The 25741-nt window shown below is 37.7% G+C and carries 28 protein-coding genes and 1 pseudogene; 23 read left to right on the top strand and 6 right to left on the bottom strand.

From position 1 onward, the window contains the following. The first annotated feature begins 78 nt into the window (after positions 1–78). The 20 genes and pseudogenes from NFR51_RS07820 to NFR51_RS07725 all read left to right on the top strand — a co-directional run. Complete coding sequence (locus tag NFR51_RS07820) at positions 79–924, top strand: bifunctional methylenetetrahydrofolate dehydrogenase/methenyltetrahydrofolate cyclohydrolase (protein ID WP_251713157.1); 846 nt, start codon at positions 79–81, stop codon at positions 922–924. A gap of 46 nt (positions 925–970) precedes the next feature. Next, the gene (xseA, locus tag NFR51_RS07815) at positions 971–2224 is read left to right on the top strand and encodes an exodeoxyribonuclease VII large subunit (RefSeq protein WP_251713156.1); all 1254 of its coding nucleotides are present in this window, start codon (positions 971–973) and stop codon (positions 2222–2224) included. A gap of 9 nt (positions 2225–2233) precedes the next feature. Continuing rightward, on the top strand, positions 2234–2458 hold the full coding sequence (locus NFR51_RS07810) for an exodeoxyribonuclease VII small subunit (protein WP_202229902.1): 225 nt from the start codon (positions 2234–2236) through the stop codon (positions 2456–2458). 108 nt (positions 2459–2566) lie between these two features. After that, positions 2567–3619, top strand: a complete 1053-nt coding sequence (locus NFR51_RS07805; RefSeq protein WP_251713155.1) for a glycerate kinase family protein — start codon at positions 2567–2569, stop codon at positions 3617–3619. Between the two features lie 430 nt (positions 3620–4049). After that, entirely contained in the window at positions 4050–4901 is an 852-nt protein-coding gene (locus NFR51_RS07800) for a polyprenyl synthetase family protein (RefSeq protein ID WP_251713154.1), read from the top strand. Beyond that, positions 4898–5707, top strand: coding sequence for a TlyA family RNA methyltransferase (locus NFR51_RS07795; RefSeq protein ID WP_251713153.1), 810 nt, complete (start codon positions 4898–4900; stop codon positions 5705–5707). The genes NFR51_RS07800 and NFR51_RS07795 overlap by 4 nt, the downstream gene beginning before the upstream one ends. Further along, the gene (locus tag NFR51_RS07790; RefSeq protein WP_251713152.1) at positions 5704–6150 is read left to right on the top strand and encodes an arginine repressor; all 447 of its coding nucleotides are present in this window, start codon (positions 5704–5706) and stop codon (positions 6148–6150) included. The genes NFR51_RS07795 and NFR51_RS07790 overlap by 4 nt, the downstream gene beginning before the upstream one ends. A gap of 11 nt (positions 6151–6161) precedes the next feature. Further along, on the top strand, positions 6162–7826 hold the full coding sequence (recN, locus tag NFR51_RS07785) for a DNA repair protein RecN (RefSeq protein WP_251713151.1): 1665 nt from the start codon (positions 6162–6164) through the stop codon (positions 7824–7826). 7 nt (positions 7827–7833) lie between these two features. Then, on the top strand, positions 7834–8793 hold the full coding sequence (locus tag NFR51_RS07780; RefSeq protein ID WP_251713150.1) for a DUF805 domain-containing protein: 960 nt from the start codon (positions 7834–7836) through the stop codon (positions 8791–8793). A 57-nt stretch (positions 8794–8850) separates the two neighbouring features. After that, a complete protein-coding gene (locus tag NFR51_RS07775; protein ID WP_251713149.1) occupies positions 8851–10068 on the top strand; it encodes an aminoacyltransferase in 1218 nt (405 codons plus the stop codon). Further along, positions 10068–11114, top strand: coding sequence for a peptidoglycan bridge formation glycyltransferase FemA/FemB family protein (locus NFR51_RS07770; RefSeq protein WP_251713148.1), 1047 nt, complete (start codon positions 10068–10070; stop codon positions 11112–11114). The genes NFR51_RS07775 and NFR51_RS07770 overlap by 1 nt, the downstream gene beginning before the upstream one ends. Before the next feature lie 196 nt (positions 11115–11310). Next, positions 11311–12291: an NAD(P)/FAD-dependent oxidoreductase gene (locus NFR51_RS07765; RefSeq protein ID WP_251713147.1), complete on the top strand. Its 981-nt coding sequence runs from the start codon at positions 11311–11313 to the stop codon at positions 12289–12291. A 60-nt stretch (positions 12292–12351) separates the two neighbouring features. Beyond that, the gene (locus NFR51_RS07760) at positions 12352–12906 is read left to right on the top strand and encodes a CvpA family protein (RefSeq protein WP_251713146.1); all 555 of its coding nucleotides are present in this window, start codon (positions 12352–12354) and stop codon (positions 12904–12906) included. 5 nt (positions 12907–12911) lie between these two features. Next, positions 12912–15248: an endonuclease MutS2 gene (locus tag NFR51_RS07755; RefSeq protein WP_251713145.1), complete on the top strand. Its 2337-nt coding sequence runs from the start codon at positions 12912–12914 to the stop codon at positions 15246–15248. An 86-nt stretch (positions 15249–15334) separates the two neighbouring features. Further along, entirely contained in the window at positions 15335–15649 is a 315-nt protein-coding gene (gene trxA, locus NFR51_RS07750) for a thioredoxin (protein ID WP_251713144.1), read from the top strand. A gap of 154 nt (positions 15650–15803) precedes the next feature. Further along, positions 15804–16853 carry an aminopeptidase P family protein gene (locus tag NFR51_RS07745; protein ID WP_251713143.1) on the top strand — a complete coding sequence of 350 codons (1050 nt, stop codon included), beginning with the start codon at positions 15804–15806 and terminating at the stop codon, positions 16851–16853. Between the two features lie 155 nt (positions 16854–17008). Beyond that, a complete protein-coding gene (efp, locus tag NFR51_RS07740) occupies positions 17009–17566 on the top strand; it encodes an elongation factor P (protein ID WP_251713142.1) in 558 nt (185 codons plus the stop codon). Positions 17567–17656: 90 nt separating this feature from the next. Further along, positions 17657–18058, top strand: a complete 402-nt coding sequence (locus NFR51_RS07735; RefSeq protein ID WP_202229917.1) for an Asp23/Gls24 family envelope stress response protein — start codon at positions 17657–17659, stop codon at positions 18056–18058. After that, positions 18051–19025, top strand: a complete 975-nt coding sequence (gene nusB / locus NFR51_RS07730) for a transcription antitermination factor NusB (protein ID WP_251713141.1) — start codon at positions 18051–18053, stop codon at positions 19023–19025. Before NFR51_RS07735 ends, nusB begins: the two co-directional genes overlap by 8 nt. Positions 19026–19506: 481 nt before the next feature. Then, a pseudogene (locus NFR51_RS07725) lies at positions 19507–19845 on the top strand (sugar phosphate nucleotidyltransferase); the annotation flags it as partial. A gap of 104 nt (positions 19846–19949) precedes the next feature. On the opposite strand, the gene NFR51_RS07720 reads toward NFR51_RS07725, so the two are convergent. The 6 genes from NFR51_RS07720 to NFR51_RS07695 form a co-directional block, all read right to left on the bottom strand. Then, positions 19950–21104 carry a tyrosine-type recombinase/integrase gene (locus NFR51_RS07720; RefSeq protein ID WP_251713140.1) on the bottom strand — a complete coding sequence of 385 codons (1155 nt, stop codon included), beginning with the start codon at positions 21102–21104 and terminating at the stop codon, positions 19950–19952. A gap of 435 nt (positions 21105–21539) precedes the next feature. Beyond that, positions 21540–21890 (bottom strand): hypothetical protein, encoded by a 351-nt coding sequence (locus NFR51_RS07715; protein WP_251713139.1) that lies wholly within the window; start codon positions 21888–21890, stop codon positions 21540–21542. 153 nt (positions 21891–22043) lie between these two features. Next, positions 22044–22613, bottom strand: a complete 570-nt coding sequence (locus tag NFR51_RS07710; protein ID WP_251713138.1) for a YPYG domain-containing protein — start codon at positions 22611–22613, stop codon at positions 22044–22046. A gap of 106 nt (positions 22614–22719) precedes the next feature. Next, the gene (locus NFR51_RS07705) at positions 22720–23118 is read right to left on the bottom strand and encodes a hypothetical protein (protein ID WP_251713137.1); all 399 of its coding nucleotides are present in this window, start codon (positions 23116–23118) and stop codon (positions 22720–22722) included. Between the two features lie 3 nt (positions 23119–23121). Beyond that, entirely contained in the window at positions 23122–23619 is a 498-nt protein-coding gene (locus NFR51_RS07700; RefSeq protein WP_251713136.1) for a helix-turn-helix domain-containing protein, read from the bottom strand. Positions 23620–23840: 221 nt separating this feature from the next. Beyond that, positions 23841–24536, bottom strand: a complete 696-nt coding sequence (locus tag NFR51_RS07695) for a hypothetical protein (protein ID WP_251713135.1) — start codon at positions 24534–24536, stop codon at positions 23841–23843. A 192-nt stretch (positions 24537–24728) separates the two neighbouring features. Between NFR51_RS07695 and NFR51_RS07690 the strand changes: the two genes are divergently transcribed. From NFR51_RS07690 to NFR51_RS07680, 3 genes are all read left to right on the top strand, one after another. Then, positions 24729–24971: a hypothetical protein gene (locus NFR51_RS07690; RefSeq protein WP_251713134.1), complete on the top strand. Its 243-nt coding sequence runs from the start codon at positions 24729–24731 to the stop codon at positions 24969–24971. An 82-nt stretch (positions 24972–25053) separates the two neighbouring features. Further along, on the top strand, positions 25054–25230 hold the full coding sequence (locus NFR51_RS07685) for a hypothetical protein (RefSeq protein WP_251713133.1): 177 nt from the start codon (positions 25054–25056) through the stop codon (positions 25228–25230). Positions 25231–25445: 215 nt separating this feature from the next. Next, complete coding sequence (locus tag NFR51_RS07680) at positions 25446–25682, top strand: hypothetical protein (RefSeq protein WP_251713132.1); 237 nt, start codon at positions 25446–25448, stop codon at positions 25680–25682. Positions 25683–25741: the final 59 nt, after the last annotated feature.

The raw sequence follows: 25741 nt of genomic DNA, 5'->3' as shown, positions 1-25741 counted from the left end.
ACTTACTATCACTAATTCATGGTGGTGTTCGGTTAACTTCCGCTGTCTTTTAAACATCATATAGGGTATAATGATAGTATGAAAATTATTGATGGAAAAGCTCTTGCAGAAAAAATGCAAGAAGAACTTAAAAATAGAGTGATTAAACTGAAAGAAAAGGACATTCAACCAGGTCTAGCTGTTATTTTGATTGGGGAAAATCCAGCCAGTCAGGTTTATGTTCGAAATAAAGAACGTGTAGCTGCCAAGCTTGGCCTCAGGTCAGAAGTTGTCCGTTTGCCAGATACAATTTCTGAAGCGGAGTTATTAGACTTGATTGAAAGCTATAATAAGGACATTTCTTGGCATGGGCTTCTTGTACAGCTGCCTCTCCCTCCCCATATATCGGAAGAAAAAGTTTTGCTCGCAATATCACCGGATAAAGATGTTGATGGCTTTCACCCTATTAACATGGGCAAGCTATGGAGTGGCAGTCCTTTGATGATTCCTTCAACGCCAGCAGGTATTATGGAGATGTTCCGAGCTTATGGTGTGGAACTCTCAGGAAAAAAAGCGGTTGTCATTGGGCGTTCAAATATTGTTGGAAAACCGATGGCTCAGTTGATGATGATGGCGAATGCAACGGTAACGATTGCGCATTCACGCACGGAAAATCTTTCTGAACTGACACGTTCGGCAGATATTTTAGTCGTGGCTATTGGGCAAGATCGTTTTATCAAGGCGGAAGATGTAAAAGCAGGTGCTGTTGTCATTGATGTGGGAATGAATCGTGATGAAAACGGTAAACTTCATGGTGATGTTGATTTTGAACAGGTAAAAGAAGTTGCGGGCTTATTGACTCCAGTTCCCGGTGGAGTTGGGCCAATGACAATTACTATGTTGATGGAACAAACTATACGTGCGGCAGAAGCTTCGATAAAATAAAAGAGTGAAACCTAGGATAATTAAGCACATCTAGAAAGATAAAAACATGACAGAGTATTTAACAGTATCAACTCTAACCAAATACTTGAAAGCAAAGTTTGATCGCGATCCTTATTTGGAACGTGTTTACTTGACAGGAGAGATTTCAAATTTTCGTCAGCGCCCCAGTCATCAGTATTTTGCCATTAAAGATGAAAAAGCGGTGATACAGGCAACCATGTGGGCGGGACAGTTTAAAAAGCTCGATTTTAAGTTGGAAGATGGGATGAAAGTCCTTGTGACTGGCCGCATCAGCCTCTATGCTCCCTCAGGTTCTTATTCTATCAATATTGAAAACATTGTTCCAGATGGTATCGGTGCTTTGGCTGTGAAGTTTGAACAGCTGAAAAAGAAACTAACAGCAGAAGGTTTATTCAATCCGCAGTGGAAGCAAGAACTGCCACTTTTTTCTAAAAAAATTGCAGTAGTTACTAGTCCGTCTGGTGCTGTTATCAGAGATATTATCACAACGGTTAATCGCCGTTTTCCAATGAGTCAGATTTTACTTTATCCAACAAAGGTTCAGGGCGCAGGAGCTGCGGAAGAAATCGCAGCAAATATTGAAGCTGTGAATGAACGTACAGATGTTGATATACTCATCGTTGGACGAGGCGGTGGCTCCATTGAAGATTTATGGGCTTTTAACGAAGAAATTGTTGTGCGTGCTATTTTTGAATCTCGTATCCCCGTTATCTCATCAGTGGGACATGAAACTGATACGACTTTAGCTGATTTTGTTGCTGATCGACGCGCAGCAACACCAACAGCAGCAGCAGAGTTAGCAACTCCTAATACAAAATTGGATTTGCTCGCTTGGGCAGATGATCAAGAGCTCCGTATGCGCAACCGTGTCACTCACCTTATCCAGACACAGAGAGAGCGGGTGGAAAAGCTAGCCAATTCAGTAGTCTTTCGGCAACCTGAGCGTCTCTATGACGGGCATATTCAGAAGATTGATCATTTGACCAGTCGTTTACAAAATTTGACCGAAAACAAAATTTATCGGGAGAAGCACCGCTATGAATTATTGGAGGGTAGACTCCTTCCCGCTTTTGTAAAACTTTATGAACAAAAGAAAAATCAAGTGGATAATCTGGTGCAAGCACTCCTCTTGATGGATATTAGCAAAATCAAAGCACGTGGATTTTCGCTCGTCACCACAAGCAGTGGTAAAATTATTAAAAGTGTTAATGATGTCCAAACTGGTGACCAAGTCAATCTTGATTTGAGTGACGGTACAGTTCGTGCGGAAATAAAATAGAGGATAAGTATGGCTACAAAAAAAGAAGCAAAATTTGAAGAGAATTTAGTAGAACTTGAAACAATTGTCAAAAAACTAGAGAGTGGAGATGTGGCTTTAGAAGATGCCATCTCTGAATTTCAAAAAGGGATGCTCCTCTCTGAAAAACTTAAAGCAACCTTGAATGAAGCGGAAAAAACTCTGGTAAAGATTGTTGGCAAGGACGGCTCAGAAACTGATTTTTTGGGAGAATAAGGGGAGGCAAACCGGCAATCTTTTGGAGTATAGAAATAACCCAAGAAGACTAAAAACGGAGCTTCCTTCACTATAGTGACAATGCAAAGCTGTGAAAGAGAGAAAAATATGAAAGTCGTCGTAGCGATAGATTCTTTCAAAGGCTCCGCCACAAGTGCAGAGCTAAATCGGGCAGTAAAAACTGCGATTTTATCTTCCTTTCCCGAGATTAAAGTTGAAACTTTCGAAATTGCTGACGGTGGAGAAGGAAGCCTTTCAGCAGTAAAAACGGGCTTAGGCGGACATTGTATTAATGTTGAAACAGTTGATTTATTACACCGTCCCTTGCAAGCTTCCTATCTATTGGTTGATAGAGCGCAGGCTTTTATTGAGGCAGCCGAAGTGGTAGGAATCGATAAGATTACACCCAGTGAAGAAACAGTGCAAAGGGCAACAAGTTTTGGACTTGGCGCCTTGTTTTTAGATGCTAAAAAGAGAGGGGCAACTGAAATTATACTCAGTCTTGGAGGTACAGGAAGTTCTGATGGTGGCCTCGGTCTTTTGAAAGCCCTGGAGGGCGAAGACTTTTCAGATATAAAAATCACAGGTTTAGCGGATGTCACTAATGTTTATGCAGGGCCAAAAGGTTATGCAAAATTCTTTGGCAAGCAAAAAGGAGGAAATTCTGAAATTCTTGAAGCCCAAGACTTGGCTGCACAGAATTTTGTTCAAAAAATAAAACAAGAACGAAATATTGACTTGCAAGAGATACCAGGAACAGGTGCAGCCGGTGGTTTAGGCGCAGCTATTATCTTACTAGGTGGGAGACTAGAGTCAGGATTTTTCAAAATTGCTCAGCTTCTAAAAATTGAAGACAGTATTAAAAACGCAGATTTGATTATCACAGGCGAGGGCCGAATGGACTTCCAAACTGCAAAAGGCAAGGTTCCTTTTGGAATGGCGAAGTTGGGAGAAAAATACAATGTACCGACGCTTGCTTTTTGCGGCGCTTTGGCAGATGATTTAGGAGAAATGAACCGAGTGCTGCTGGCAAGTTACAGTGTTCAACGCTCAGTACTTTCTTTGGAAGAAGCAATGGACAAAGAAGTAACCTTAAAAAACATCAAGGCTTTAACAGAGAACGTCATTAAAACCTGGCTTCACTGTGATAGAAATAAATAAGCAAGTAGGAAAAATCGTTGTTTCCCCACCAAAATGTAAAAAAGGGGAGACAGATGCAGATAAGAGCAACAAAAAGAACTTGAAAATTAAAAAATGAGCTTAGAGGCTATGACAAAATCTCCAAAAAATGAAGAAAGGCTTAACCATAAGTACAAGCATACACCGGTTAAGCTTTTTTTGCGTTTTGTTTTGCATCCTTTAACTCACTACCTTTGTTTCAGATTTTTGTTAATAAAAGGCAGCGAGTCATGAAAAGATAAAGAGAGAAGCTCCCAAGCATAAGATTTTATTTTTGTGCATTTTGTGCAAGGCGGAATTTTTTAGTCTCCTTCTTACAGAGAATGTTTTTTCACTCAAAGTAACTTTTTCAGCTATAGTGCACGCAATTTTCTATTGGACATTATTTCTTTGAAATGGGATAATATAAGAAATGGTTATCAATATGAAAAGGCTTGAAAAAGAGCTCACAAAATTTTATGAAAAAGCTGAAATTCCTCAACATTTGGCAGCTTCAATAGTTTATTCACTTACAGCAGGTGGTAAAAGAATTCGTCCCCTTTTGTTCCTAAAGATGCTTAAAGCTTTTGGAATCCCACTTGAAACGCCGCATTATCGAGTTGCTGCTGCTGTAGAAATGATTCACACAGGCAGTTTGATTCATGACGACTTGCCGGCCATGGATAACGATGATTACCGTCGAGGACAGCTGACGAATCATAAGAAATTTGATGAAGCAACAGCAATCTTAGCAGGAGATGCACTTTTTTTGGATCCTTATTATATACTGGCAAAGTCATCTTTTTCCGCACCAATAGTTGTAGCCCTAGTGAAAGAATTGTCTTATGCAAGCGGCTCCTTGGGGATGGTTGCTGGACAAGTTTTAGATATGGATGGCGAGAGAAAAGTCTTATCTCCAGATCAAGTTAAAGACATTCATCATTTGAAAACAGGAAGAATGTTGGCTTTTCCTTTTGTAGCAGCTGGAATCATTGCTGAACAACCAAAAGAAGTTATTGCAAAGTTGCGAGAGATTGGACAAAATTTGGGATTAGCTTTTCAGATACGGGACGATATAATTGACGTTACAGGAACATTTGAAGAAATCGGCAAAACACCTGGAAAGGATCAAGCGGAAGAAAAGTCAACCTATGTTGCCCTACTTGGCTTACAGGGCGCACAGAAAACTCTAAAGCAATTGCTGAAAACTGTAAAAGATGACTTGGCACAAGTTGCATCAAGTGCTGAAATTATCGAAATTATAGAAAGTCTAGAAATAAAATGAAAGAAAGAGTAGATGTTTTAGCAACAAATCAAGGCCTGTTTGAAACGAGAGAGCAGGCTAAACGTGGTGTTATGGCCGGTTTGGTGGTGGATGCTAAATCAGGTGAGCGCTTTGACAAGCCAGGACAAAAGATTGAAGAAAGTACAGAACTAAGGCTCAAAGGTGAAAAACTAAAGTATGTGAGTCGTGGTGGTCTGAAGCTAGAAAAAGCTTTACAAGAGTTTAGCCTTTCTGTGGAAGAAAAAACTTGCTTGGATATCGGAGCCTCAACAGGAGGTTTTACGGATGTCATGCTCCAAAATGGTGCCAAGCGTGTCTATGCCTTGGATGTAGGCACCAATCAGCTCGCATGGAAGCTTCGTAAAGATAGTCGTGTTGTGGTGATGGAACAGTTTAACTTTCGTCAGGCTGTTTTAGAAGATTTTGCACAGGGACAACCAGAATTCGCCTCAATTGATGTTAGCTTTATCTCCCTTGACTTGATTTTACCTCCCTTGTTTGATATTTTGACAGAAGATGGCGACGTTGCTGCTTTAATTAAACCTCAGTTTGAGGCCGGACGTAACCAAGTGGGGAAAAAGGGAATCATTAAGGATCCGAAAATACATAAGTGGACGATTGAAAAAGTCATAAATACAGCGCTGGATACTGGATTTTCAGTAAAACACTTAACCTTCTCCCCCATCAAGGGAGGAGCAGGCAATGTTGAATTTTTAGTGCATTTAAAAAAAGAAAAGACAGCTACAGTCGCGTCTCATATTGATATTGAAGCTGTACTAAAAACAGAAAAGGAAACATTGACATGAGAAGAGAAGAACGACTTGATTTTATTTCAAAACTCATCACCGCAAAAGAGGTACAAACTCAAGATGAACTTGTACAAGAGCTTTTGGAAAATGATATCGATGTGACTCAAGCAACAGTTTCACGAGATATTAAGTCCTTAGCTCTCATCAAAATCCCAGGAAGTCAAGGGGGCTATCGTTACGCTTTGCCACACCAGCACGATGAAGAGCAAAAAGATCTCTTGCATAAAGAACTGGCCAATGAGGCGATTCTTGAATTGAAAATGCATGAAAACATGATTTCAATTACGGCTAAACCTGGAACAACCAGCGTCATTAAAAAAAGTCTAATCAACCGTTACAGTAAAAAAATATTTTCAATTATGACGGATGACGACAGTATTTTGATTATTTGTGAAACAAGACGGCAAGCAAACACAATTTATGACGAATTAAGTTTATAAAAGGAAACGGTATGCTACAAGAAATTTCTATTAAAAACTTTGCAATTATCGAAGAAATTCATATCTCTTTTGAGAATGGGATGACGATTTTGACAGGTGAAACGGGAGCTGGGAAGTCTATTATCATTGATGCAATGGGGCTTTTACTTGGAGGGCGTAGTTCAAGTGACTTTGTCCGTACAGGTAAAGATAAGGCTGAGATTGAGGGGCTATTTTTTGCAGAGGAAAACAAAGAACTTGAGCAAAGACTTGAAGATTTGGGTCTTGAGAGCAGCAGTGAACTTATCTTGCGTCGGGATATTTTTGCTAACGGTCGTTCAGTTTGCCGTGTGAATGGGCAAATGGTTAATCTTGCAACATTACGAGAAATAGGAGAGCTTCTCGTTGATATTCATGGGCAACATGACAATCAAGAATTGATGAATGCTAAGCACCATCTTCGTTTGCTTGATGAGTTTGGGGATGAAACATTTGAGCAAATCAAGTCGGAGTATCTGACTAAGTTTGAACACTATAAAAAAATTCGACAAGCATTAGAAACCCGTCAAAAAAATGAGCAAGAGTTTGCACAGCGTATTGAAATTTTACAATTTCAAGTTGAAGAGATTGAAGCAGCAGAAATTAATCTAAAAGAAGATGAGCAACTGCAAGCACGAAGGGCTAAACTCAACAATGCTAAAAATATAGCAGATGCCCTGAATACAGCTTATTTGGCTTTGGACGATGACGAAGGGGACTTTTCAAGTCTAAGTGGCATTCGTACAGCTATGTCTGAGTTAGAACATGCTGCTGAGTTTGATCAAGATTATCAAGACTTGTCGGACAAAACAATGGATGCTTATTATCTGCTTGAAGAAGTGTCCACAAGGTTAGCAACAGCTATGGATATGATTGAGTTTAACCCTACAGAGCTTTTGCAAATTGAAGAAAGAATCTTAACTTTAAACACACTGCGTAAAAAATACGGTCCAGAACTTTCTGATGTTTTGCAAAGCTTGGAAAAGATCCAGCTCGAACTTTCAGACTTGACTGGAGGAACAGAAGACAGTGAGAGTCTAGAGGAAGCACTTAAGGAAGCGCAGTCTGAACTTTTGGTGGCAAGCGAGCAACTCAATACTGCGCGGCATGCTATAGCCAAAGAACTTGAAGAAGACATAAAAAAGGAGCTTGCTGATCTTTACATGGAAAAAGCCGACTTCTCTGTGAAATTTGAGAGTGGCAAATTCTCAAGCAGAGGTAATGAGCAAGTAGAGTTTTATATTCAAACCAATCCAGGAGAGGGATTCAAACCTTTGGCAAAAACAGCATCTGGTGGAGAACTGTCTCGTCTGATGTTGGCGATCAAGTCTAGTTTTTCAAGGCGTGAAAATAAAACTTCCATTGTTTTTGATGAGGTGGATACAGGTGTGTCAGGGCGCGTTGCTCAGGCAATTGCACAAAAAATATACAAGATTGCACAAGCTGGGCAAGTATTAGCGATTTCCCATCTCCCTCAAGTTGTCGCTATTGCCGACACGCAATTTTATATTGAAAAAGCTTCAACAGACGATGTTACAACTTCGACAGTTCGAAAACTTCACCTAAAAGAACGAATTGAGGAGGTCGCAAAAATGCTAGCAGGGGACGATGTAACTGCAGAAGCCTTAGCTCAAGCAAAACGATTACTAATGAAATGAGGAAAGTATGTTTAGTTTCAGAGAGTTCAAACAATCTTATCAAAAATTTTGGTTAGGGTACATCTCTTTTAAAGAAAGAACCAATCGAAAAGACTATTGGTTGGCTATGTTAGGCCATGGTGTTTTAACACTTTGTTTACTTGTCTTGGCGGGATTATTTAATCTTTTATCAAATGATGTGTTACCAGATATCTGGTCTGTTTTTTCCTACTTTTTCATTGGATTATGGGGGCTTTATAGCTTAGTGGCTACTCTTCCTTTTTGCGCCATAGCTGTACGTCGTTTACGTGATGCTGGTTTACCTTGGGAATTGATTTTTATCCTTATAGCCCCTTTTGGTGGCTTTCTAAGTATGCTTATCCTTAATGCTCTACCCTCATCCAAGTCACAAGTTGGCATACCTGAGTTTTCACAACCTGTTTATAGAATTCACAAAATCCAAGAAACAGGTCATGAATCATTTTTTCAAGCTATCAAGAATTATTTTTTGGGCTATGTGTCCTTTAGGGGGAGGAGTAGTCGCATCAGTTTTTGGATGATTCAGCTTGTCTTTGTTGCTCTTTTCGCTGTTTTGGGATTGTTGTTTGTAGGTACTCAGCTCTTTGAAAATATATTTTTCGGACATGCTTTTCTTGCTACCTGGCTGCTTTTATTTATTAATTTCCTCATTGCTTTAGGCTTATTTCTACCAACACTTGCCTTATTTGCACGTCGTTTTCGTGATGCTGGTTTATCAAACTTTGGGATTGTTTTGTTCTTTTTCAGCGCTGCCTCTTTATTTTTATTAAGGAATATTATTCATACTGTAGATGTGGCGAGTTTTGGTATACGTGATTTTTCGCTGCTAAACTATCTTTTGTTTCTGGTAAATTTTGTTTTTGTAGCGTGCCTTATTTTTGTGGCGGTTCAGGACAAGGATCAACTTGCTCAAAAGGAAAAAACACTTTTATTTAGGAGGAAAGGCTGAAATATCTAGCCTTTTTTGCTATAATAAATAAAATCATTAAAGAGATAAGGATATGTTTTGAATTATAAATTAAGAGAAATTTCAGCTGAAGAATTTGCCCAGTTCAATGAAAACGTAAGCCGAGGAAGTTTTTTACAGACTCCTGAAATGGCAGACTTGATGAAGGCGAATGGCTGGGAAGTCACTTTCTTGGCTGTACAATCAGACAAAATAGAAATGGCCGCTCTTTTAGGGGCAAAAAACATGACTGGAGGTAAGCATTACGAAATCCAGTATGGTCCAATTTACCAAGAATATCAAGAGGATGTGGAAAAGTTTTTCTATAAAGAGCTGCGACAGTTCGTCAAAGAGCATGGTGGTATGGAACTCTTAGTTATTCCTAATACAAACTATCAAGAATTTGATAGCTCAGGGCAGCCACTTACAGCAGAAAACAAAAAATTTATCGCAGACATGCAAGAGCTTGGCTATAATCACACAGGTTTGGAAGTAGGCTATAACCAGCGGGGAGAGTCAACTTGGCACTATATCAAAGATTTATCAGAAATTGCAGATGATAAAAAATTGCTTAAATCTTACACAAAGGATGGGCAATATTCTGTAAAGAAAACACAGCAGTTTGGTATTCGTGTGCGCCCCTTGGCCTATGAAGAGTTAGACAAGTTCAAAAAAATTACCTCTGAAACTTCGGAACGTCGTGGTTATGATGATCATGACTTAGCCTATTACCAAAGCCTTTATAAAACTTTTGGCGCTAAAGCGGAGTTTCTGGTTGCAGAAATCAACTTTGCAGATTATGAGAGGGCTATTTTAGCTCAAATTGATAAACTCACAGGCCAGATTGAAAAAACTAAAAAAGAGGGCAAGCGTAAGGAATTAGAAAGCCAGCTTGAAACTCAAAAAGTTCGTTTAGCAGAAGCGCGTGAGTTTATTGCGAAACATGGTCGTGAAGACATCGTATTAGCTGGCTCACTCTTTATTTACGGAGCCAGCGAGACAATCTATTTGTTCAGTGGTTCATATGAAGCTTTTAAAAAATTATATGCACCATTCGCTATCCAACATTATGTGATGAAAAAAACTTTGAATAAGGGTGTAAAGAGTTATAATTTCTTTGGTGTTGCTGGCACTTTTGATGGCACAGATGGTGTCCTGCACTTTAAACAAAATTTTTCAGGCTATGTCGTACGTAAGGTTGGTTATTTCACTTACTATCCAAAACCACTTAAGCATAAAATCTTAAGCATGGTTAAAACTATGTTAGGTAGAAAATAATGGAATTCTTAGAAATCTCTCAAGAACAATTTGCAGCATTTGCAGCTGAAGAAACAACATCTTTTTTGCAAACTCCACAGATGGCAGACGTGTTGGCAAAACGGGGGTACAGGCTTAATTTTTTAGGTGTAACAATCAATGATAAGATTAAGATGGCAGCTTTGATAACTTCTATCTCTGTTTCTGGCGGTGCAAAGCTTGAAATTAACTTTGGACCAATTGGTAACTTTGACCAAGTCATTTTTAATTATTTTATTCAAGAATTGAAAAAATATGCTAAAAATCACCAAGCCCTAGAAGTGAAGGTGCGCCCAGATATAAACTATATGGTTTTTGACAGTAAGGGGCAAGCGTTAGAAGAAGCTAATGAGTCCTTTATTTCTGAGATGAAAAAGCTAGGCTTGACTTATAATGGACGTCATGTTGGCTATGAAGAACAAGATGCAGTTGCAGAGTGGCAATATATTAAGGATTTATCCGAAATTACTGACGAGACATCACTGCTCAAAAGCTATAACTCCAATGCCAAGCGTAATGTAAAAAAAGCGATAAAAAATGAAGTTGTTGTGAGACCTGCAACTTATGATGAGCTTGCAGAAGTTGAACGATTGATTGGCAACACAGGAGAAAAACGCCACTTTGCAACAAAGGACTTGGACTATTATCAAGAACTCTATACGGCTTTCGGTGACAACATTGAATTTCTGCTGACTTTTCAAGGCGAAACAGCAATTGCAGCGGGTGTTTTTATTGAAGTGAATCGTGAATTTCTCTACCTTTATGGTGGTTCAGATGGCGCCTATGGCAAGCTTGGAGGTCCTTTCCTCATGCAACATACAGCCATGCTTCATGCGCTTGAACGCCAGTTGGTAACATATAACTTCTACGGTATTTCAGGTAAATTTGACGGCAGCGATGGTGTTTTGAAGTTTAAGCAAAACTTTGGCGGCTACATTACGCAAAAGGTTGGAGAGTTTTCATACTATCCACAACCGATAAAATACAAGATTATTCAGGGAATAAAGAAGCTGTTAGGACGAGCTTGAAGCTAAAAACAGGGACTTTGTCCTAGATTAAAGTACTAGAAGAACTGCAAAGAGAATCAAGTTAGAATTTGATTTTTTAGTGTGGGATAAAGATTATAAAACTCTATCGGAATGAACTTCGGTAGTTTTTTTAGAATTTCAAGCCAAGGGATGTCAAAAACTTTTGACAAATATGCTTTTCTGCTATAATGTGACTATGGAAAATTTATACGATTTAACAATTATCGGTGCAGGGCCTGTTGGGCTCTATGCCGGGTTTTATGCGGGTATGCGCGGAATGACGGTCAAAATTATTGAGGCTTTAGAAGAAGCAGGCGGTCAACCTCAAGCACTTTATCCAGATAAAATGATATATGACATAGCAGGACTTCCTGAAATTTCAGGTACAGCTTTGGCAGAAAATCTTTTGGCACAGCTTGCGCGTGTTCCACATGAGCTTTATTTGGATGAGAAGGTGGAAAATATCAGTTTAGATGATGAGGGCAAGGAGTTTAAACTGCAAACTGATAAAGGGACACATCATTCAAAAGCAGTTTTATTGACAACAGGTTCGGGATTATTAAGTCCGCGCAAGCTTAATCTCGAGGGCGAGGAAGCACTTCATAATGTAGGGAGGCTTAGCTATTTTATAAAAAATTTAGAGGAATACAGTGGGAAAGAAGTAGCTGTTCTAGGCGGTGGTGACAGTGCCTTAGATTGGTCACTTATGCTAGAGAAAGTAGCGAAAAAAGTTCACTTGGTTCATCGGCGGACCTCATTTAGAGCGCATGCTTTAACTGTAGCAGAACTTGAACAATCAACAGTTGAAGTGCATACGCCATATCTTCCTGTATTCTTATCCACAAATGGCCTTGAGCTTCAACGCGTGAAGTCTGAGGAAATACAGAAATTAGAAGTGGAAAAAATATTGGTAAATTATGGGATGATGACCAATCATGTGGATTTAAATGAAAAATTAGCGCTAAGTCGCAGAGGACGCATCCAGTCTAATCGGCAGCAAGAAACAAATATTGCAGGACTATATGTAGCTGGTGATGCAAGTGATTATGAAGGAAAAGCGCCTCTAATGTCTGTTGGTTTTGGCGAAGCGGTTCTCGCTATTAATGACATGACACAGAAGTTAGAATTTAGCCACAGCTTGCAAACGGGACATTCTTCAAGCCTTTTTGGTAAATGAGGAGAAAATAAGGTATAATGAGTATAATACGAATGATTTACAGAAATTTAGGAAAAGATTATGCTTATTAACTTACTTATTTTAGTATTGCTGGTATGGGCCTTTTTAGTTGGTTATTCCCGCGGGCTTGTTTTGCAGGCAATTTACAGTTTAGGTCTCATTGTATCAGCTATCATTGCCTTTTTAAATTATAAGACGCTGGCAGCGCATCTCACAATGTGGATTCCTTTTTCAAGCGCAACAGAAGACTCTCGCTTACTCTTTTTTGATAACAGCATACTGTTCCAAGTTGATGAAGCTTTTTACGCAGGGCTAGCTTTTATTATCATTTTTGTGCTTTCTTATGTTGTCATTCGTCTCATTGGCCTTTTTGTCCATATTACGCGCTTACAACCGCTTGGAAAAAATGGAAAAATTATTGCGGGTGTGCTTGCTGTAGGAGCAACTTATTTTGGGATTCAGATGGCCCTTACTTTATTGGCACTTGTACCGATGATGAACGTTCAAAATCAGTTGAATGCTTCAGTATTAGCCCGTTTAATGGTCAGCTATACCCCAATTTCTTCGGGAATGCTGAAAAATATCTTTATTGAGAACATTATAGGTAACATTTAAAACTTATGAATAAAAAAATCATCCAAATTTTAGAATTTGATAAGGTCAAAGAGCAATTTTTGGCCTTTTTAACCACCGCTCAAGGCAAAAAGGAGTTGGAAGAGCTAGAACCTCTTTCTGATAGACGTAAAATACAAACCTTATTTGATGAACTGGCTGAGTTTGAAAAACTAATCCAAGAAAATGGGCCAATTCACTTGTCTAAAACAGGAGATATTAATGAGATTTTACGACGTTTAGAACTGGATGCTCAACTGAGCGGCCGTGAATTTGTAGAGATTAAAAAAATCGTCCAGCAGGGATTGAATATTCTGCGCTATTTTGAGGAGGCAGAGAATGTTGATATTCCAGTTTTAGAAGGACTTATCGGCAAGTTTACGGATCTTTCTACCGTCCATAAAGCCCTTGAAATTTTTGATAATTCTGGAACACTTTATGACAATGCTTCACCCGAACTGATGCATATTCGTTCAGCCATCAAACGTTACCAATCAGAAATCAAAAAAGTCATGCAGGAACTCCTGTCTAAAAATGCAGCTTCTTTGACTGAAAATCTGATTACGGTTCGTAATGAACGCCAAGTTCTTCCTGTCCGTGCGGATAGTAAGAATAGAATCCCAGGTGTTGTGCATGACATGTCTGCCTCGGGGCAAACACTTTATATTGAGCCGAATGCCGCTGTTTCCCTTAATAATAACCTCAATCAAAAGAAAATTGAGGAGAAAAACGAAATTCTCCGGATTTTACGTGAACTTAGTGAGCAATTAAAACCGTTCAGTGCAGATATTCGACAAAATGCTTGGTTACAAGGTCATCTGGACTTGATCAAGGCCAAGTATAACTACTTGTTGAAGCACAAAGCAAGCATTCCCGAATTGGCGCATGATAATGACATTTGTTTTTACGATGCCCGCCATCCATTCATTGATCCCAAAGTCGTTGTGTCGAATGATATAAAGTTTGACAGCAGTTTAAATACGATTGTCATTACAGGGCCTAATACTGGGGGGAAAACCATCACTTTAAAAACTGTTGGTTTGCTGACTTTAATGGCGCAATCTGGACTTCCTGTTTTGACAAGTAAGGGAAGCCGAGTACATGTTTTCAACGAAATTTTTGCAGATATTGGGGATGAACAATCGATTGAGCAAAGTCTTTCGACTTTTTCAAGTCATATGACAAACATTGTAGAGATTTTGGCAAAATCTGACCACACTTCCTTGGTTCTTTTTGATGAGCTTGGAGCAGGTACAGATCCTAAGGAAGGCGCAGCACTAGCCATTGCCATTCTAGAATTTTTACGTGAAAGACATGTAAAGACACTGGCGAGTACGCATTATCCAGAACTTAAGGCTTATGGTGTGGAAACACCTGAGGTTATTAATGCAAGTATGGAATTTGACATTGATCAAATGCGTCCGGTTTTTCGCTTGCAACTTGGTGTGCCTGGACGTTCAAATGCCTTAGAAATTTCACGACGTTTAGGCTTGTCGGATTACATTATCCAACAATCCAGTGGCCTGCTTTCAGATGAAGAACATGATGTGAATCAGATGATTGCCCGTTTGGAAGAAAAGACGCGTGAAGTGACGGAAGCTGCTGCCCATATTAAAAAGCTAGAGCAGGAAAACATTGCACTTCATAGGGACTTGACCAGAGTTTATGACCAGATTAATCGAGAGCGTGAGCAAGAGCTGGAAAAAGCTAAACGTGAAGCACAAGAAGTCGTGAAAAAGGCAAGCCAAGAAGCACAAGCAATTCTCAAAACACTTAATGAGAAGGCACAGCTCAAACCTCATGAGATTATAGCTGCGCGTGGCGAACTTGAAAACCTAGTTCCTGCGGTTGATTATAGTAAGAATAAGGTGTTGAAAAAAGCTAAAGCCCAGCGTGGGCTCAAGCAGGGTGCTGAAGTCCTTGTTACGGCTTATGGTCAGCGTGGAAAACTTATTCGTCTTGAAAAAGATGGACGTTGGCAGGTTCAGATGGGTTCAATAATGACTAAACTACAAGAGAATGAGTTTGAGTTAACGGAGGAAGAAGCTGCTAAACAGCGACCAGCTAAAACAAAATCAGTTACGCGAAAAGTAAGCAATAAAGTGAAAGCACAGCTGGATTTACGTGGGATGCGCTATGAAGAAGCAGAACTTGAGTTGGATAATTATATTGATCAAGCGCTTTTGGCAAATTTGTTACAAATTACGATTATACATGGCATAGGGACAGGAGTTATTCGTGAAATGGTTCAGAAAAAACTACAAAAGCATCGCCATATCAAGAGTTATGAGTATGCTCCTGTAAATGCTGGAGGAAGCGGGGCAACAATTGCTATCCTAAAATGATTTAAAATGTAAAGAGAATCATAATATTTGTAAAGCAGAGAAAAATTCGCTAGAATGTACTCATAATAAAAAATGAGGGTACAAAAATGGAATATAATATTACTGATGCTACTTTTAGAGAAGAAATCAAAGAAGGATTAGTTCTTGTAGACTTTTGGGCTACATGGTGTGGTCCATGTCGTATGCAAGCGCCTATCTTGGAACAATTGGCTGAGGAACTTGACGAGTCAGAACTTAAAATCTGCAAGTTGGATGTCGATGAAAATCCAGCAACACCTCAAGCCTTCGGCGTAATGAGTATCCCAACATTGATTTTCTTTAAAGATGGTCAAATGGTTAAACAGGCAGTTGGTGTTCAAACCAAAGCGCAGCTCAAAGCGATTGTTGCGGAGTTATCATAACATAAGATAAAAAGAACCAAGTAAAATAGACACTATAGCAAAAGCTATGGCAATCTATTTTACTTGGTTCTTCTTTTAATACAGAGAACTATAATATTATAGTTCAGACTTTGTTATAATAGAGGTGGACACCCCAAATGAAAAGGAGAAAACTATGAGAATCAGTACCTTAAAAGAAAAAATAGCACGAGAAAATTTAGAGGGTTTAATCCTTACTGACATGAAAAACATCTACTATCTGACGGGTTTTTCAGGTACGGCTGGAACGATTTTCATAACAGCAGACCATTCCTACTTTATGACTGATGATCGTTATATTGGGATTGCACGGCAATTAATTACGGGTTTTGAAATTATCCAGTCACGTGATGCCTTATCCGAAATTGCTCGCCTTGCTGAAGGACTCCGAACCGTTGGCTTTGAAGATACAGTTGATTTTGCATTTTATCGTGTGCTGGCGGAAAAATTAAAAGATACCACGTTGGTGCCTACAACTAATCTTGTAGCAGAGTTACGCCAAATTAAAGAAGCGGATGAAATAGCAACAATAAAGAAAGCCTGTCAAATTGCAGATAAAGCATTTGAAGCTGTACTGAAATATATTGAGCCCGGCAGAACAGAGATAGAAGTCGCTAATTTTCTAGACTTCAAAATGCGAGAAATGGGAGCAAGCGGGATTTCTTTTGACACGATCGTTGCTTCAGGCAAACGAAGCAGTTTGCCACACGGTGTAGCCACTCATAAAATGATCGAGTTTGGTGATCCTGTGACCATTGATTTCGGGTGCTACTACAATCATTATGCGAGTGATATGACAAGAACGGTCTTTGTTGGCGAAGCCAGTCCAAAGATGCGGGAAATCTATCATACTGTACGTCAAGCTAATGAAGCCTTAATCACAGAAGCAAAGGAAGGCATGTCTTTGGCTGACTTTGACAAAGTACCACGTGATGTGATTGAAGCAGCCTCATATGGAGAGTACTTTACACATGGTATTGGTCATGGTTTAGGATTGGACGTGCACGAGATTCCTTATTTTGGTGCAAAGGCAAAGGGAGTGCTCAAACGGAATATGGTTGTCACTGATGAACCAGGCATCTATATTCCTGACTTTGGTGGCGTCCGGATAGAGGATGATTTACTTATCACTGAAGAAGGCTGTCAAGTCTTGACACAAGCGTCAAAAGAACTTCTTATACTTTGATTTAATAGCTTGAACGAAGGCTTCATTCACTTTAAATGCTCCTTTTAGCAAATAAACAGAGATTTGAAAAAAAGGTGAATTTGTGCTAAAATGAGTTGTTAAAGGCTGCCTCTTTGGGCAGTAAATAGAATATTTACTAGGAGATATATATAATTATGGTAGCAGCAAAAGACCTCAAAGCCGGAATGACATTTTTGAACGGAGACAAACTCCTCCGTGTTATGGAAGCAAGTCATCACAAACCAGGTAAAGGGAATACAATCATGCGTATGAAATTGCGTGATGTGCGTTCAGGCTCTACATTTGACGATACATACCGTCCAGAAGACAAGTTTGAACAAGCAGTTATTGATACAGTGGCTGCACAATATCTTTATCAAATGGATGATACAGCCTTCTTCATGAACAATGAAACCTACGATCAATATGAAATTCCAGTTGAACAAATCAAAGAAGAGTTGCTCTATGTTCTTGAAAATACAGATGTAAAAATCCAATTCTATGGCACAGAGGTCATTGGTATCCAATTGCCGACAACTGTTGTTCTTGAAGTAACTGAAACTCAACCTTCTATCAAAGGTGCAACAGTGACAGGTTCAGGGAAACCAGCAACAATGGAAACAGGTTTGGTCGTTAACGTTCCTGACTTTGTAGAAGTAGGAACAAAGCTTGAAATTAACACGCAAACGGGTGAATACCTTAAACGTGCGTAAGCAGTTTATTGTTAGGCCTCGTGTTTATATTGGGGTGTTATAAAAGTCCCTGCTCCACAGAGAAGCAAAAGAAAAGATAGAGGAGAGAAGATGACAGATACAACTGTTCATACTGCAGAACTTGGTGAAATCGTTATTGCACCGGAAGTTCTTGAAGTTATTATCGGTATCACAACTGCAAAAATTGACGGTGTTTATGCGCTACGCAACAAGCACTTTTCAGACAGTCTCGGCAAAAAATCAGAAGGCCGTGGTGTTTATATCGAAAGTAAAAAAGACAAAGTTATTGTTAATATTTATGTCTACTTGGCTTTCGGTATCAACGTGCCACAAGTAGCCTTAAACATTCAAAAAGAAGTGAAAGAAGCAGTTGAACAAGCAACAGAAATTGTAATTGATGATGTGAACATCCATGTTGTAGGTATTGTTCCTGAAAAATTACCAAAACCAAGCTTTGACGATTTGTTTGATGAGGGTTTCTTTGATGCCTAACAAGCTAACGCAACATAGTATTCGTCAGCGCACAGTGCAAACACTTTTTGAATACGATATCCGAAAAGCCATGTCAGAAACTGTTCTGACAGAGTTTAAGAACAATATAGAAAAAATTAATCGTGAATTGGCAAAGCCAATTCGTTTTGATATTGCTTACAAGGATGAGCGCATCACAGTCCGTGACTTTCCACGTTTTTTCACCAAACCTTTAAAAGAAATTGACAAGATTTATGAAATTTTGGACATTCCTAACCGTGAAAAAACAGCAGTTTACAAGGCATTGAGCTTCATTCGTGATTTTGGGGGCTATACCAAACGTATGACGGATCAAGAAGCTGTTGATTTATACAAAGATATTTTCTTGAATTTGAATTTGGTACGCCTTTTTAATATCGAACTTGAAGAAGAAAACATTGCGGTTCGTGTTCGTGATTTCTTGCGTGCAAGCTTCAGAGCTGAAACTCCAGAAGAAAAACTAGAAGTTTTTAATAAGGTGTTCTCTGATGTACATTCAAGTGTTCGTGAAAAGATTACAGTTGAGCTTTTTAAACCTCTGACCGTCCAAGATGAAGTTGCAGAAATTTTGGCGAGGGCTGAACCAAAGTTTGCTACAGCTTCTCAGGATATCTTGGTTCAAGCAAAAGCTTTTGCCTTGAATTACGATAATGATACAGATGAGCCAGTAGAAGCACCCGCTTATTTCACAGAATTAGTTGAGGGTATCTTAGAGAAGCAAAGCACTCTTGATTCTACTTTGTCTGAGTATTTGGCTAAAGGCTGGACTTTTTCTCGTTTGACAATGATTGAGCAGGTCTTGCTTCGCTTAGGTGCTTATGAAATTTTATTCACAGAGACACCGGATCTCGTTGCCATTAATGAGTCTATTGAATTAGCAAAAGACTTTAGCGATGAAAAATCAAGTAAATTTATTAATGGAATGTTGACAAATTTAATCAAAGAATAATATATTGAAGACACAGAATGATTACATTTCTGTGTCTTTTTGTGTAAATGTTGGTAAATTTTCCCGTAAAATATTATAATTAAAGCATATTAGGTCACTTATATGCGGATATGCTTCTAAGGCTCATTGAGCCTCAAAAAAATATTATAAGTTTTCTGAATTTTGGGATATATAACGTAATGAAACTTTTGTCAAAATATCAACTTTATTTTTATGGAAAGTTGAAAACTCAAAATTAAATTTTCTTTATAATTATGAGCTTGAATAATGTGTTTTAAGAGATTTAGTTTTTTCTATACCATAAATCTTATAAAACGGATAAATAACAGCTTTTTCTGGTGGTGTTTCTCGCGAAATTTCATTTTGTTTATAAAAGTAAAATGAGTTTTATATTAAAAACATTTGACTTTGCTATTTTAATTATATAAACTTGTATTAAGTTGATAAAAAATTTCTAATGCTACAAAGATGGAGGTCTGTTATGGGAATAGAAATGCTTGGACTCATTCTTGCGGGAGGGCAAGGAACACGTCTGGGAAAGCTGACTAAGGATGTCGCAAAACCGGCTGTGCCTTTTGGAGGGCGTTATCGTATCATTGATTTTGCCCTGTCTAACTGTGTCAATTCAAATGTCAAAAATGTCGGTGTCATTACACAATATGAACCTTTGGTACTTAATGAGCATATCGGAAATGGTGCTCCCTGGGGATTAAATGGTGTCAACAGTGACGTAACGATTTTGCAACCTTATTCTTCAGCAGAGGGAAGCAAGTATTTTGAAGGAACAGCGCATGCTATTTACCAGAATATTGCTTATATTGCTAGTTTTGAAAATAAATGGCTTAATAATAGCTTTTTTCGGAGTATTTTTATAAAATTATATCTTTTAGTGGGCCAAAAGTGGGCCAATTGAGTTTAAAACTGCTAGAGTAGTTCTAGCAGTTTTTTGGTCTTATCTTTTGCTTTTGAGGTAATATGCAAGTAGATATCTCGTGTTATATCCTCACTAGCATGTCCTACACGACGTTGAATAATATGAAGGGGAATATCTAATTCAGCAAGTTTAGAAACATGAGTATGCCGAAATATATGGGTAGATATGCGCTTATCTTGACTAAGGTTCATTTTGTCTTTGTGTTTTCTAAAGTATGTGTTGAGCGCAGAAATGGAGAGTGGGGTTTGTTTTGAAGTTGTAAAAATATATTCAGAGTTCTTGGAAAGCTTACAAGCTTCTTGAAATATTTTTATGGCTTGAGAGTTCAATTCAACCTCTCGCATACCGGAACTAGTTTTTGTCTGAGAAGTTTTTGTTTGACTCTTGGTTTTCTTTCCGGCATAATCAAGAGTCCCTGTAACTTTGCAATAACTTCGTTCTTCGGTTATTATTACATCAGATTTGAGCATTGCTGCAGCCTCACCGAAACGTAAACCATTGAGATATAGCCATTGACAAAAAAGATAATAGCGCATATTATGATTTTTGAGATAATTCATCACATTTTTTAACTCATCTTCTTCAAGAAAAAATTCGGTTACTACCTTTGCTTCTTTTTTCTTATTTGGAATCTTAAGTTTGTCTATAGGATTCTCTATCAAATAGTGGTGATCAATACCATAATTAAAAATTGCATTTAAACGTGATTTAAGAGAACGGGCGTAGCTGGTAGAAACTTTGTGTTTACTTGTGTCGCTGAATATAATCTCTTCAAATTTGTGCCGTAAATATTGTGGAGTGATTTTCGCAGGAAGTGTGTCTTTGCCGACCATTTCAATCACAATTTTCACTTGTCCTTGTACAGAATAGACAGTAGAATCTTTGACTTGTTTTTTATAATATTCAAACCATTTGTTGGCCAAATTTTCAAAAGTGATGGTCTTTAGTGAACGAGAGCTGTCTTGTTGGCGAAGTGAAATTCTTGATAATAAGATTTTCTGAGCTTTTGTTCTCGTTTCACGAGTATTCTTATCAAAAGTTACGGAAATTGTCCGCTTTTTACCTGTCAAATTATCATTATATTTTTCTCTAAATAAATATTTTACTTTGTTTGTTTCTGGATTTATCTTTTTTTCTATCCACATTTGAAATTCACTCCCTTTTCATGTAAAATAGAGTACAAGAAAACTTCACGCAAGCCGTGTTTTTTCTGTAACTTTGTTTAAAGTCGCCCCACAGTCGCCAAACTTGGGCGGCTTTTTTTTAATAAATAAACTGTTGTGAAATATAATTTACCAAGGTAATCCAGCAGCTATAATTTCTTTTTTAGATGCAAATTGTCCATTAGGACGATGCCATCTTCCGTTTGAATCCCGAGTGTAACCACCTGCGGAGATACTGCTTTCCTCTTGTTGAGCGATTGTAGCTTGTCTTTCAGCTTTGGCTTGTCTTTCAGCTTCGGCTTGTCTTTCAGCTTCGGCCTGTTTTTTAGCTTCGGCCTGTTTTTTAGCTTCGGCCTGTTTTTTAGCTTCGGCCTGTTTTTTAGCTTCGGCCTGTTTTTTTAGCTTCGGCCTGTTTTTTTAGCTTCGGCCTGTTTTTTTAGCTTCGGCCTGTTTTTTAGCTTCAGCTTGTTCTTTTAGTTTTTGTTGTTCAACCCTATTTTTATGTATTTCTTCAGGATGTGTCTGAGAGTATCCGTAAGTACCGATGGAAATCAAAGCAAGAGAACTTAGAAGAAGATGTCGTACTTTGAAACGGGAAGTTTTCTTAATGGTGTGTTTCTTGATAAAGATGATTATTGCATATATAAATAAAAGAGTACCCAAAAATACAGCAAGACTACCAAACCAATAGAAGATACTAGTTAGAGTAATTGCGGCTAATATTTTAAACCACAACGTATTGTTCCATAATTCAAGTATTTTTTTCATAAAAATTTCCTATCCCTTTTAACGTGAATAGCGCACGTGATGCTTATTTAGTCGAACTTAAGATTATGGGCGATTTCTGAAAAATCATTTGATGTTTAAAGTTTGTTCATAATTGAAGTACAGCTCTCCTCGCAAATCTGGAGGGATTTTTTGTTAGTAATCTAAAAATTCGACAACTCCAGTATTAGGCCCAGTTGGTGTAATATGAATTTCTAGATTAACATCACGCTTTGCACCATATTCGTTAGCGATTACGGCTTCTACTTTTTTATACCATGTTTTATTATCGGAGGTTGTCCATGGTTGTATTACTCCCAAAACATTTCTCATCTTGCTTCCTTTATACGGATATTGTTCTGAAAAGGAGGAATTAGCAAGAGTGTCGAGTATTGCTTCTTGAGAGCTATTTGGGGTTTTTGTATAAATTTTATCAATTCCGTCTGATGTAACGGTGGTAGAGGAAGCAGAAGAAGACTCAAGAGTAGATTCTGAGTGATTTTCTGAAGAGAACTTAACTGAAGATTCTGAAGAAGGAACAGAAGCTTTGGGTTCGCTAGTGCTAGCAATTGTCTTGCTACTTGAGGTGGTAGAAGTGTTTTTGTTGTTATATAAAGAATTTAGCATTATAAAAGCAACAAAGACAAAATATATGACAACCATAACAAACCAAAATCTTTTGTATATAGGTTTTTTTACTTTAGGTATATTAGATTTATTTTTCATTTTTTATTTTTTATTTTTTATTTTCCTAATTAATGTATTATCTATGTAATTTTATTTAGTCGAACTCAGGGTTATAAATATTTCTTGTGGAGTTATCATATTTCTTTTACACTCCCCAATTATGCCTTACTAAATATTTTTTTATCGCTATACTAATATCGTCGAATAATGCTTCTGGTAGATTGAAGCGAGTTATTATTTCGTAAGCAGTCAATAAGTAAGGACAATCCTCATAATCTGGAGCCACTTCATCAATACAAGCACCAATCATAAAATCATTAGCTTTTCTTTCTTGTTTTAGTTCTACAGATTTTAAATGTGTTTTTGTATCTTCAGAAAGCAGATGCCCACATTCATGATAAAGAAATGATTTTGTTTCCAATTCGTCATAGTCTAAGCTTAAGTAGATACAATTTAGTTCTTTAATATAGAGACCTTTAGCATTACTATGATTCCATATTATTTCACAACCTGTTTCTTTAAGAATATCTTTGACAGAATTCATTACTTATTTTTTCTTTGACTCCTCTTCAGCTTTCTTTTCTAGATGTGTTTTTAAAGCAATCATTATTGCCTCACGATCTTCTTCAGATAATTCTTCACCTTGCCAAGCAGCCGCACGATCAATATGCCCGTAAATAGCTTCGTCGTCCATATGCAACGGTATTGGTTCCTTGGCTTTTTTCTCAGTTTCTTGTTCGTGATATTGTTCTTGAGCGGTGTCAAGGACAACTTGTTGACGAGATTCTTTAAGTTTTGAACTAATATTTGTAATTTTATCTAGAGTAGTAGAAGCTTCAGATATACCATACATTAGTATATCAGGATCTGTATTGAAGAGATTGACCATTTTATCAAAATCTTCAACCATAGGACTTCTAACACCTTTTATCCATTTTGAAATAGCAGACTCTGATTTATTTAGTTTCTCTCCAAACTCTTTCATTGTCCAACCATTTTCTTTTCGGAAGTAGTCTATCATTTCAGGTAGTCGTATCTTTCTCATGCTCTAATTATAGTATAAACTGCAAAACTTGTCAATTTGGAAAGTTTTAACTTGACATTTTGGACAGTCGTTGTTATAATTAAATCATAAAATCAAACGAGCGAACAAACATAGCAACACCTAGTACGGCTGACGGAACGATGTTGTGACTGTAGGTACACGGCGTATTCACCTCGACGTAAGTAGCTGTTTGGTAAATAAAAAGTCCTAGGAGACGTAGATTATTTTTTTCTAAATATTTCTTGAACAATGCCCATGATTAAGAATATTATTATTGGGAATAATGGATCGTTGGGTTTTACTAGAACTATTAAGCTTGATAAAGCTGATGCAAAGCCATAGTTAGATAACAATCTGTCAAAAGAGTAGGAGATACTATGATTAAGAGATTCTTTAAGAAGTTTGCAAGAGACAACAAACTCAAAAAACGCATTTTGCAACGCTTGTATCTTCTCTGCTTTAGTTACTATGTCTACTTCGCTTTCGGAGTTACTTGGCAAGTCATTGGTCTCTATCTTCTCATCGGTGTTTATGGTCTCATCTTTGATAAATGATTCGAATGTGTCAGATAGATAGAGATGTTTGAAAGGATAATGGCTTGATTTTAATAAATTGGAATAATTTCTAGTTAGTTCTTGAATTTTTCGTACATGAGCTTGTTGGGCATATAATTCAATAAATTTTGTGGCAGGAAATGTTGAATTAATTAATTCATTTGAGTATGAGGAAATTTTTGATTCTCTTATTATTTTTTCTACATTACTTGAACTGAAATAAAGTTGAGAAAGATTAATTTTAGGTATATTTTGGACAGCTGATAATAGTATTTTGTTGTTTTGTCGAATTGATTTTACTACAGCAATAGAATTACTAAAAGTTTCGTCGTTAAAAGGCGACGTTAAATAATCTTTGTTCATAAAACCTCCAATATATCTTAGTTTGGTCGCTTATATTATATCAGTTTTAGAGTTGTGTTAAAACTGAGGGTTTTCTCAGACCCACGGAGTTATGATACGTGGCACGAGCCACAGGGAAGACTGGCGAAGGGGTTCGATTCCTCAACTTCCCCTACTGCGTAAGCAGATTATAAAGTATAGAAAGGAGTCAGTATGGTAAAGAAGAAAACTTATAAACCATTAGATGATTTGCTTGATTCTTCTGGTTTAAAGTACAAAGTTATTGCCAAAAAAATAAATGTTCCTTACAATACATTCTATAAATGGCGTATTAATCCATCAAGAATAGATGCTATTTCAGCAGCAAATATTGCAGAAGTTATTGGAGTAGATTTAGCTGATGTTATTTTCGTGCTAAAAAATTTTAAACAAAAACTTGACAAAATGGCTAGTTGAAGAACGGATAGAAATCATAAAAATAAAAAAGCTCGCTGCGGATGCAGCGAGCCAATCAATAGAGATAAGGGTATTATAACATATGGACAAAAAAGAAAGCAAGATGTTGGTTACTGGCGTATTCTTGAATGGAACACTGGAAGTCAGTAGTGATGAAGTTGAGAACAACGAAAAAGTGCAAAAACTTTTTCAAGAGTATCAACCAGCTTATCATATTTTAGCAGCGATAAATAATGAAATGGGCTATGGCAATCCATAGCTAGAAAGGAGATGTTCATGTACTTAATCGTTGATTGTGACACAGGCGAAATCCTCGCAGATTTTATCACCAAGAATGTGTGGTGCATGAATATCATTGCACAACGTTTGAATTCGAAAGTGGTAAAAGTGTGAGGCAATCACTGTTTGAAACTATATGCGAATCGTTGATGAGCTAGACATCAGTTTATATAACTTTAGATAGAAAGGAAAATTATGGTACTAAATTTAGCCGATGAAAATTGGCTAACAAAAGCAGAGTTTAAAAAGAGATTTGGTATGAATGGTAAACCGATGAGTGAAGGCACCTATCAGTCTAGAATGAGGAAAATGACTGCTGGAGATTCTGAGTTCAAGAATGGTTATGCCAAAGTCAATAACAGAGAGGTATATATCAATGCAGAAGTATACAATGCTTGGCGAAGTGCTGAGGCATGGACTAATGTCAAATAATTAGACAGAAAATGAGCTATGTTTTCTTAAAATAGTTTTCCTCCTTCTGATTTGGAGTT

Origin of the sequence: Lactococcus ileimucosae, assembly GCF_943193185.1 — a bacterium.
Classification (GTDB): domain Bacteria; phylum Bacillota; class Bacilli; order Lactobacillales; family Streptococcaceae; genus Lactococcus; species Lactococcus ileimucosae.
This window is presented reverse-complemented; position numbering and strand designations above follow the sequence as displayed.

Coding starts and splice junctions, on each gene's coding strand:
- NFR51_RS07745 (WP_251713143.1), top strand. CDS start 15,804: ATGAGAATCAGTACCTTAAAAGAAAAAATAGCACGAGAAAATTTAGAG.
- recN (WP_251713151.1), top strand. CDS start 6,162: ATGCTACAAGAAATTTCTATTAAAAACTTTGCAATTATCGAAGAAATT.
- nusB (WP_251713141.1), top strand. CDS start 18,051: ATGCCTAACAAGCTAACGCAACATAGTATTCGTCAGCGCACAGTGCAA.
- NFR51_RS07760 (WP_251713146.1), top strand. CDS start 12,352: ATGCTTATTAACTTACTTATTTTAGTATTGCTGGTATGGGCCTTTTTA.
- NFR51_RS07735 (WP_202229917.1), top strand. CDS start 17,657: ATGACAGATACAACTGTTCATACTGCAGAACTTGGTGAAATCGTTATT.
- NFR51_RS07755 (WP_251713145.1), top strand. CDS start 12,912: ATGAATAAAAAAATCATCCAAATTTTAGAATTTGATAAGGTCAAAGAG.
- NFR51_RS07780 (WP_251713150.1), top strand. CDS start 7,834: ATGTTTAGTTTCAGAGAGTTCAAACAATCTTATCAAAAATTTTGGTTA.
- NFR51_RS07765 (WP_251713147.1), top strand. CDS start 11,311: ATGGAAAATTTATACGATTTAACAATTATCGGTGCAGGGCCTGTTGGG.
- NFR51_RS07720 (WP_251713140.1), bottom strand. CDS start 21,104: ATGTGGATAGAAAAAAAGATAAATCCAGAAACAAACAAAGTAAAATAT.
- NFR51_RS07810 (WP_202229902.1), top strand. CDS start 2,234: ATGGCTACAAAAAAAGAAGCAAAATTTGAAGAGAATTTAGTAGAACTT.
- NFR51_RS07800 (WP_251713154.1), top strand. CDS start 4,050: ATGGTTATCAATATGAAAAGGCTTGAAAAAGAGCTCACAAAATTTTAT.
- NFR51_RS07700 (WP_251713136.1), bottom strand. CDS start 23,619: ATGAGAAAGATACGACTACCTGAAATGATAGACTACTTCCGAAAAGAA.
- NFR51_RS07685 (WP_251713133.1), top strand. CDS start 25,054: ATGGACAAAAAAGAAAGCAAGATGTTGGTTACTGGCGTATTCTTGAAT.
- trxA (WP_251713144.1), top strand. CDS start 15,335: ATGGAATATAATATTACTGATGCTACTTTTAGAGAAGAAATCAAAGAA.
- NFR51_RS07770 (WP_251713148.1), top strand. CDS start 10,068: ATGGAATTCTTAGAAATCTCTCAAGAACAATTTGCAGCATTTGCAGCT.
- NFR51_RS07790 (WP_251713152.1), top strand. CDS start 5,704: ATGAGAAGAGAAGAACGACTTGATTTTATTTCAAAACTCATCACCGCA.
- efp (WP_251713142.1), top strand. CDS start 17,009: ATGGTAGCAGCAAAAGACCTCAAAGCCGGAATGACATTTTTGAACGGA.
- xseA (WP_251713156.1), top strand. CDS start 971: ATGACAGAGTATTTAACAGTATCAACTCTAACCAAATACTTGAAAGCA.
- NFR51_RS07690 (WP_251713134.1), top strand. CDS start 24,729: ATGGTAAAGAAGAAAACTTATAAACCATTAGATGATTTGCTTGATTCT.
- NFR51_RS07820 (WP_251713157.1), top strand. CDS start 79: ATGAAAATTATTGATGGAAAAGCTCTTGCAGAAAAAATGCAAGAAGAA.
- NFR51_RS07705 (WP_251713137.1), bottom strand. CDS start 23,118: ATGAATTCTGTCAAAGATATTCTTAAAGAAACAGGTTGTGAAATAATA.
- NFR51_RS07715 (WP_251713139.1), bottom strand. CDS start 21,890: ATGAAAAAAATACTTGAATTATGGAACAATACGTTGTGGTTTAAAATA.
- NFR51_RS07805 (WP_251713155.1), top strand. CDS start 2,567: ATGAAAGTCGTCGTAGCGATAGATTCTTTCAAAGGCTCCGCCACAAGT.
- NFR51_RS07680 (WP_251713132.1), top strand. CDS start 25,446: ATGGTACTAAATTTAGCCGATGAAAATTGGCTAACAAAAGCAGAGTTT.
- NFR51_RS07695 (WP_251713135.1), bottom strand. CDS start 24,536: ATGAACAAAGATTATTTAACGTCGCCTTTTAACGACGAAACTTTTAGT.
- NFR51_RS07710 (WP_251713138.1), bottom strand. CDS start 22,613: ATGAAAAATAAATCTAATATACCTAAAGTAAAAAAACCTATATACAAA.
- NFR51_RS07795 (WP_251713153.1), top strand. CDS start 4,898: ATGAAAGAAAGAGTAGATGTTTTAGCAACAAATCAAGGCCTGTTTGAA.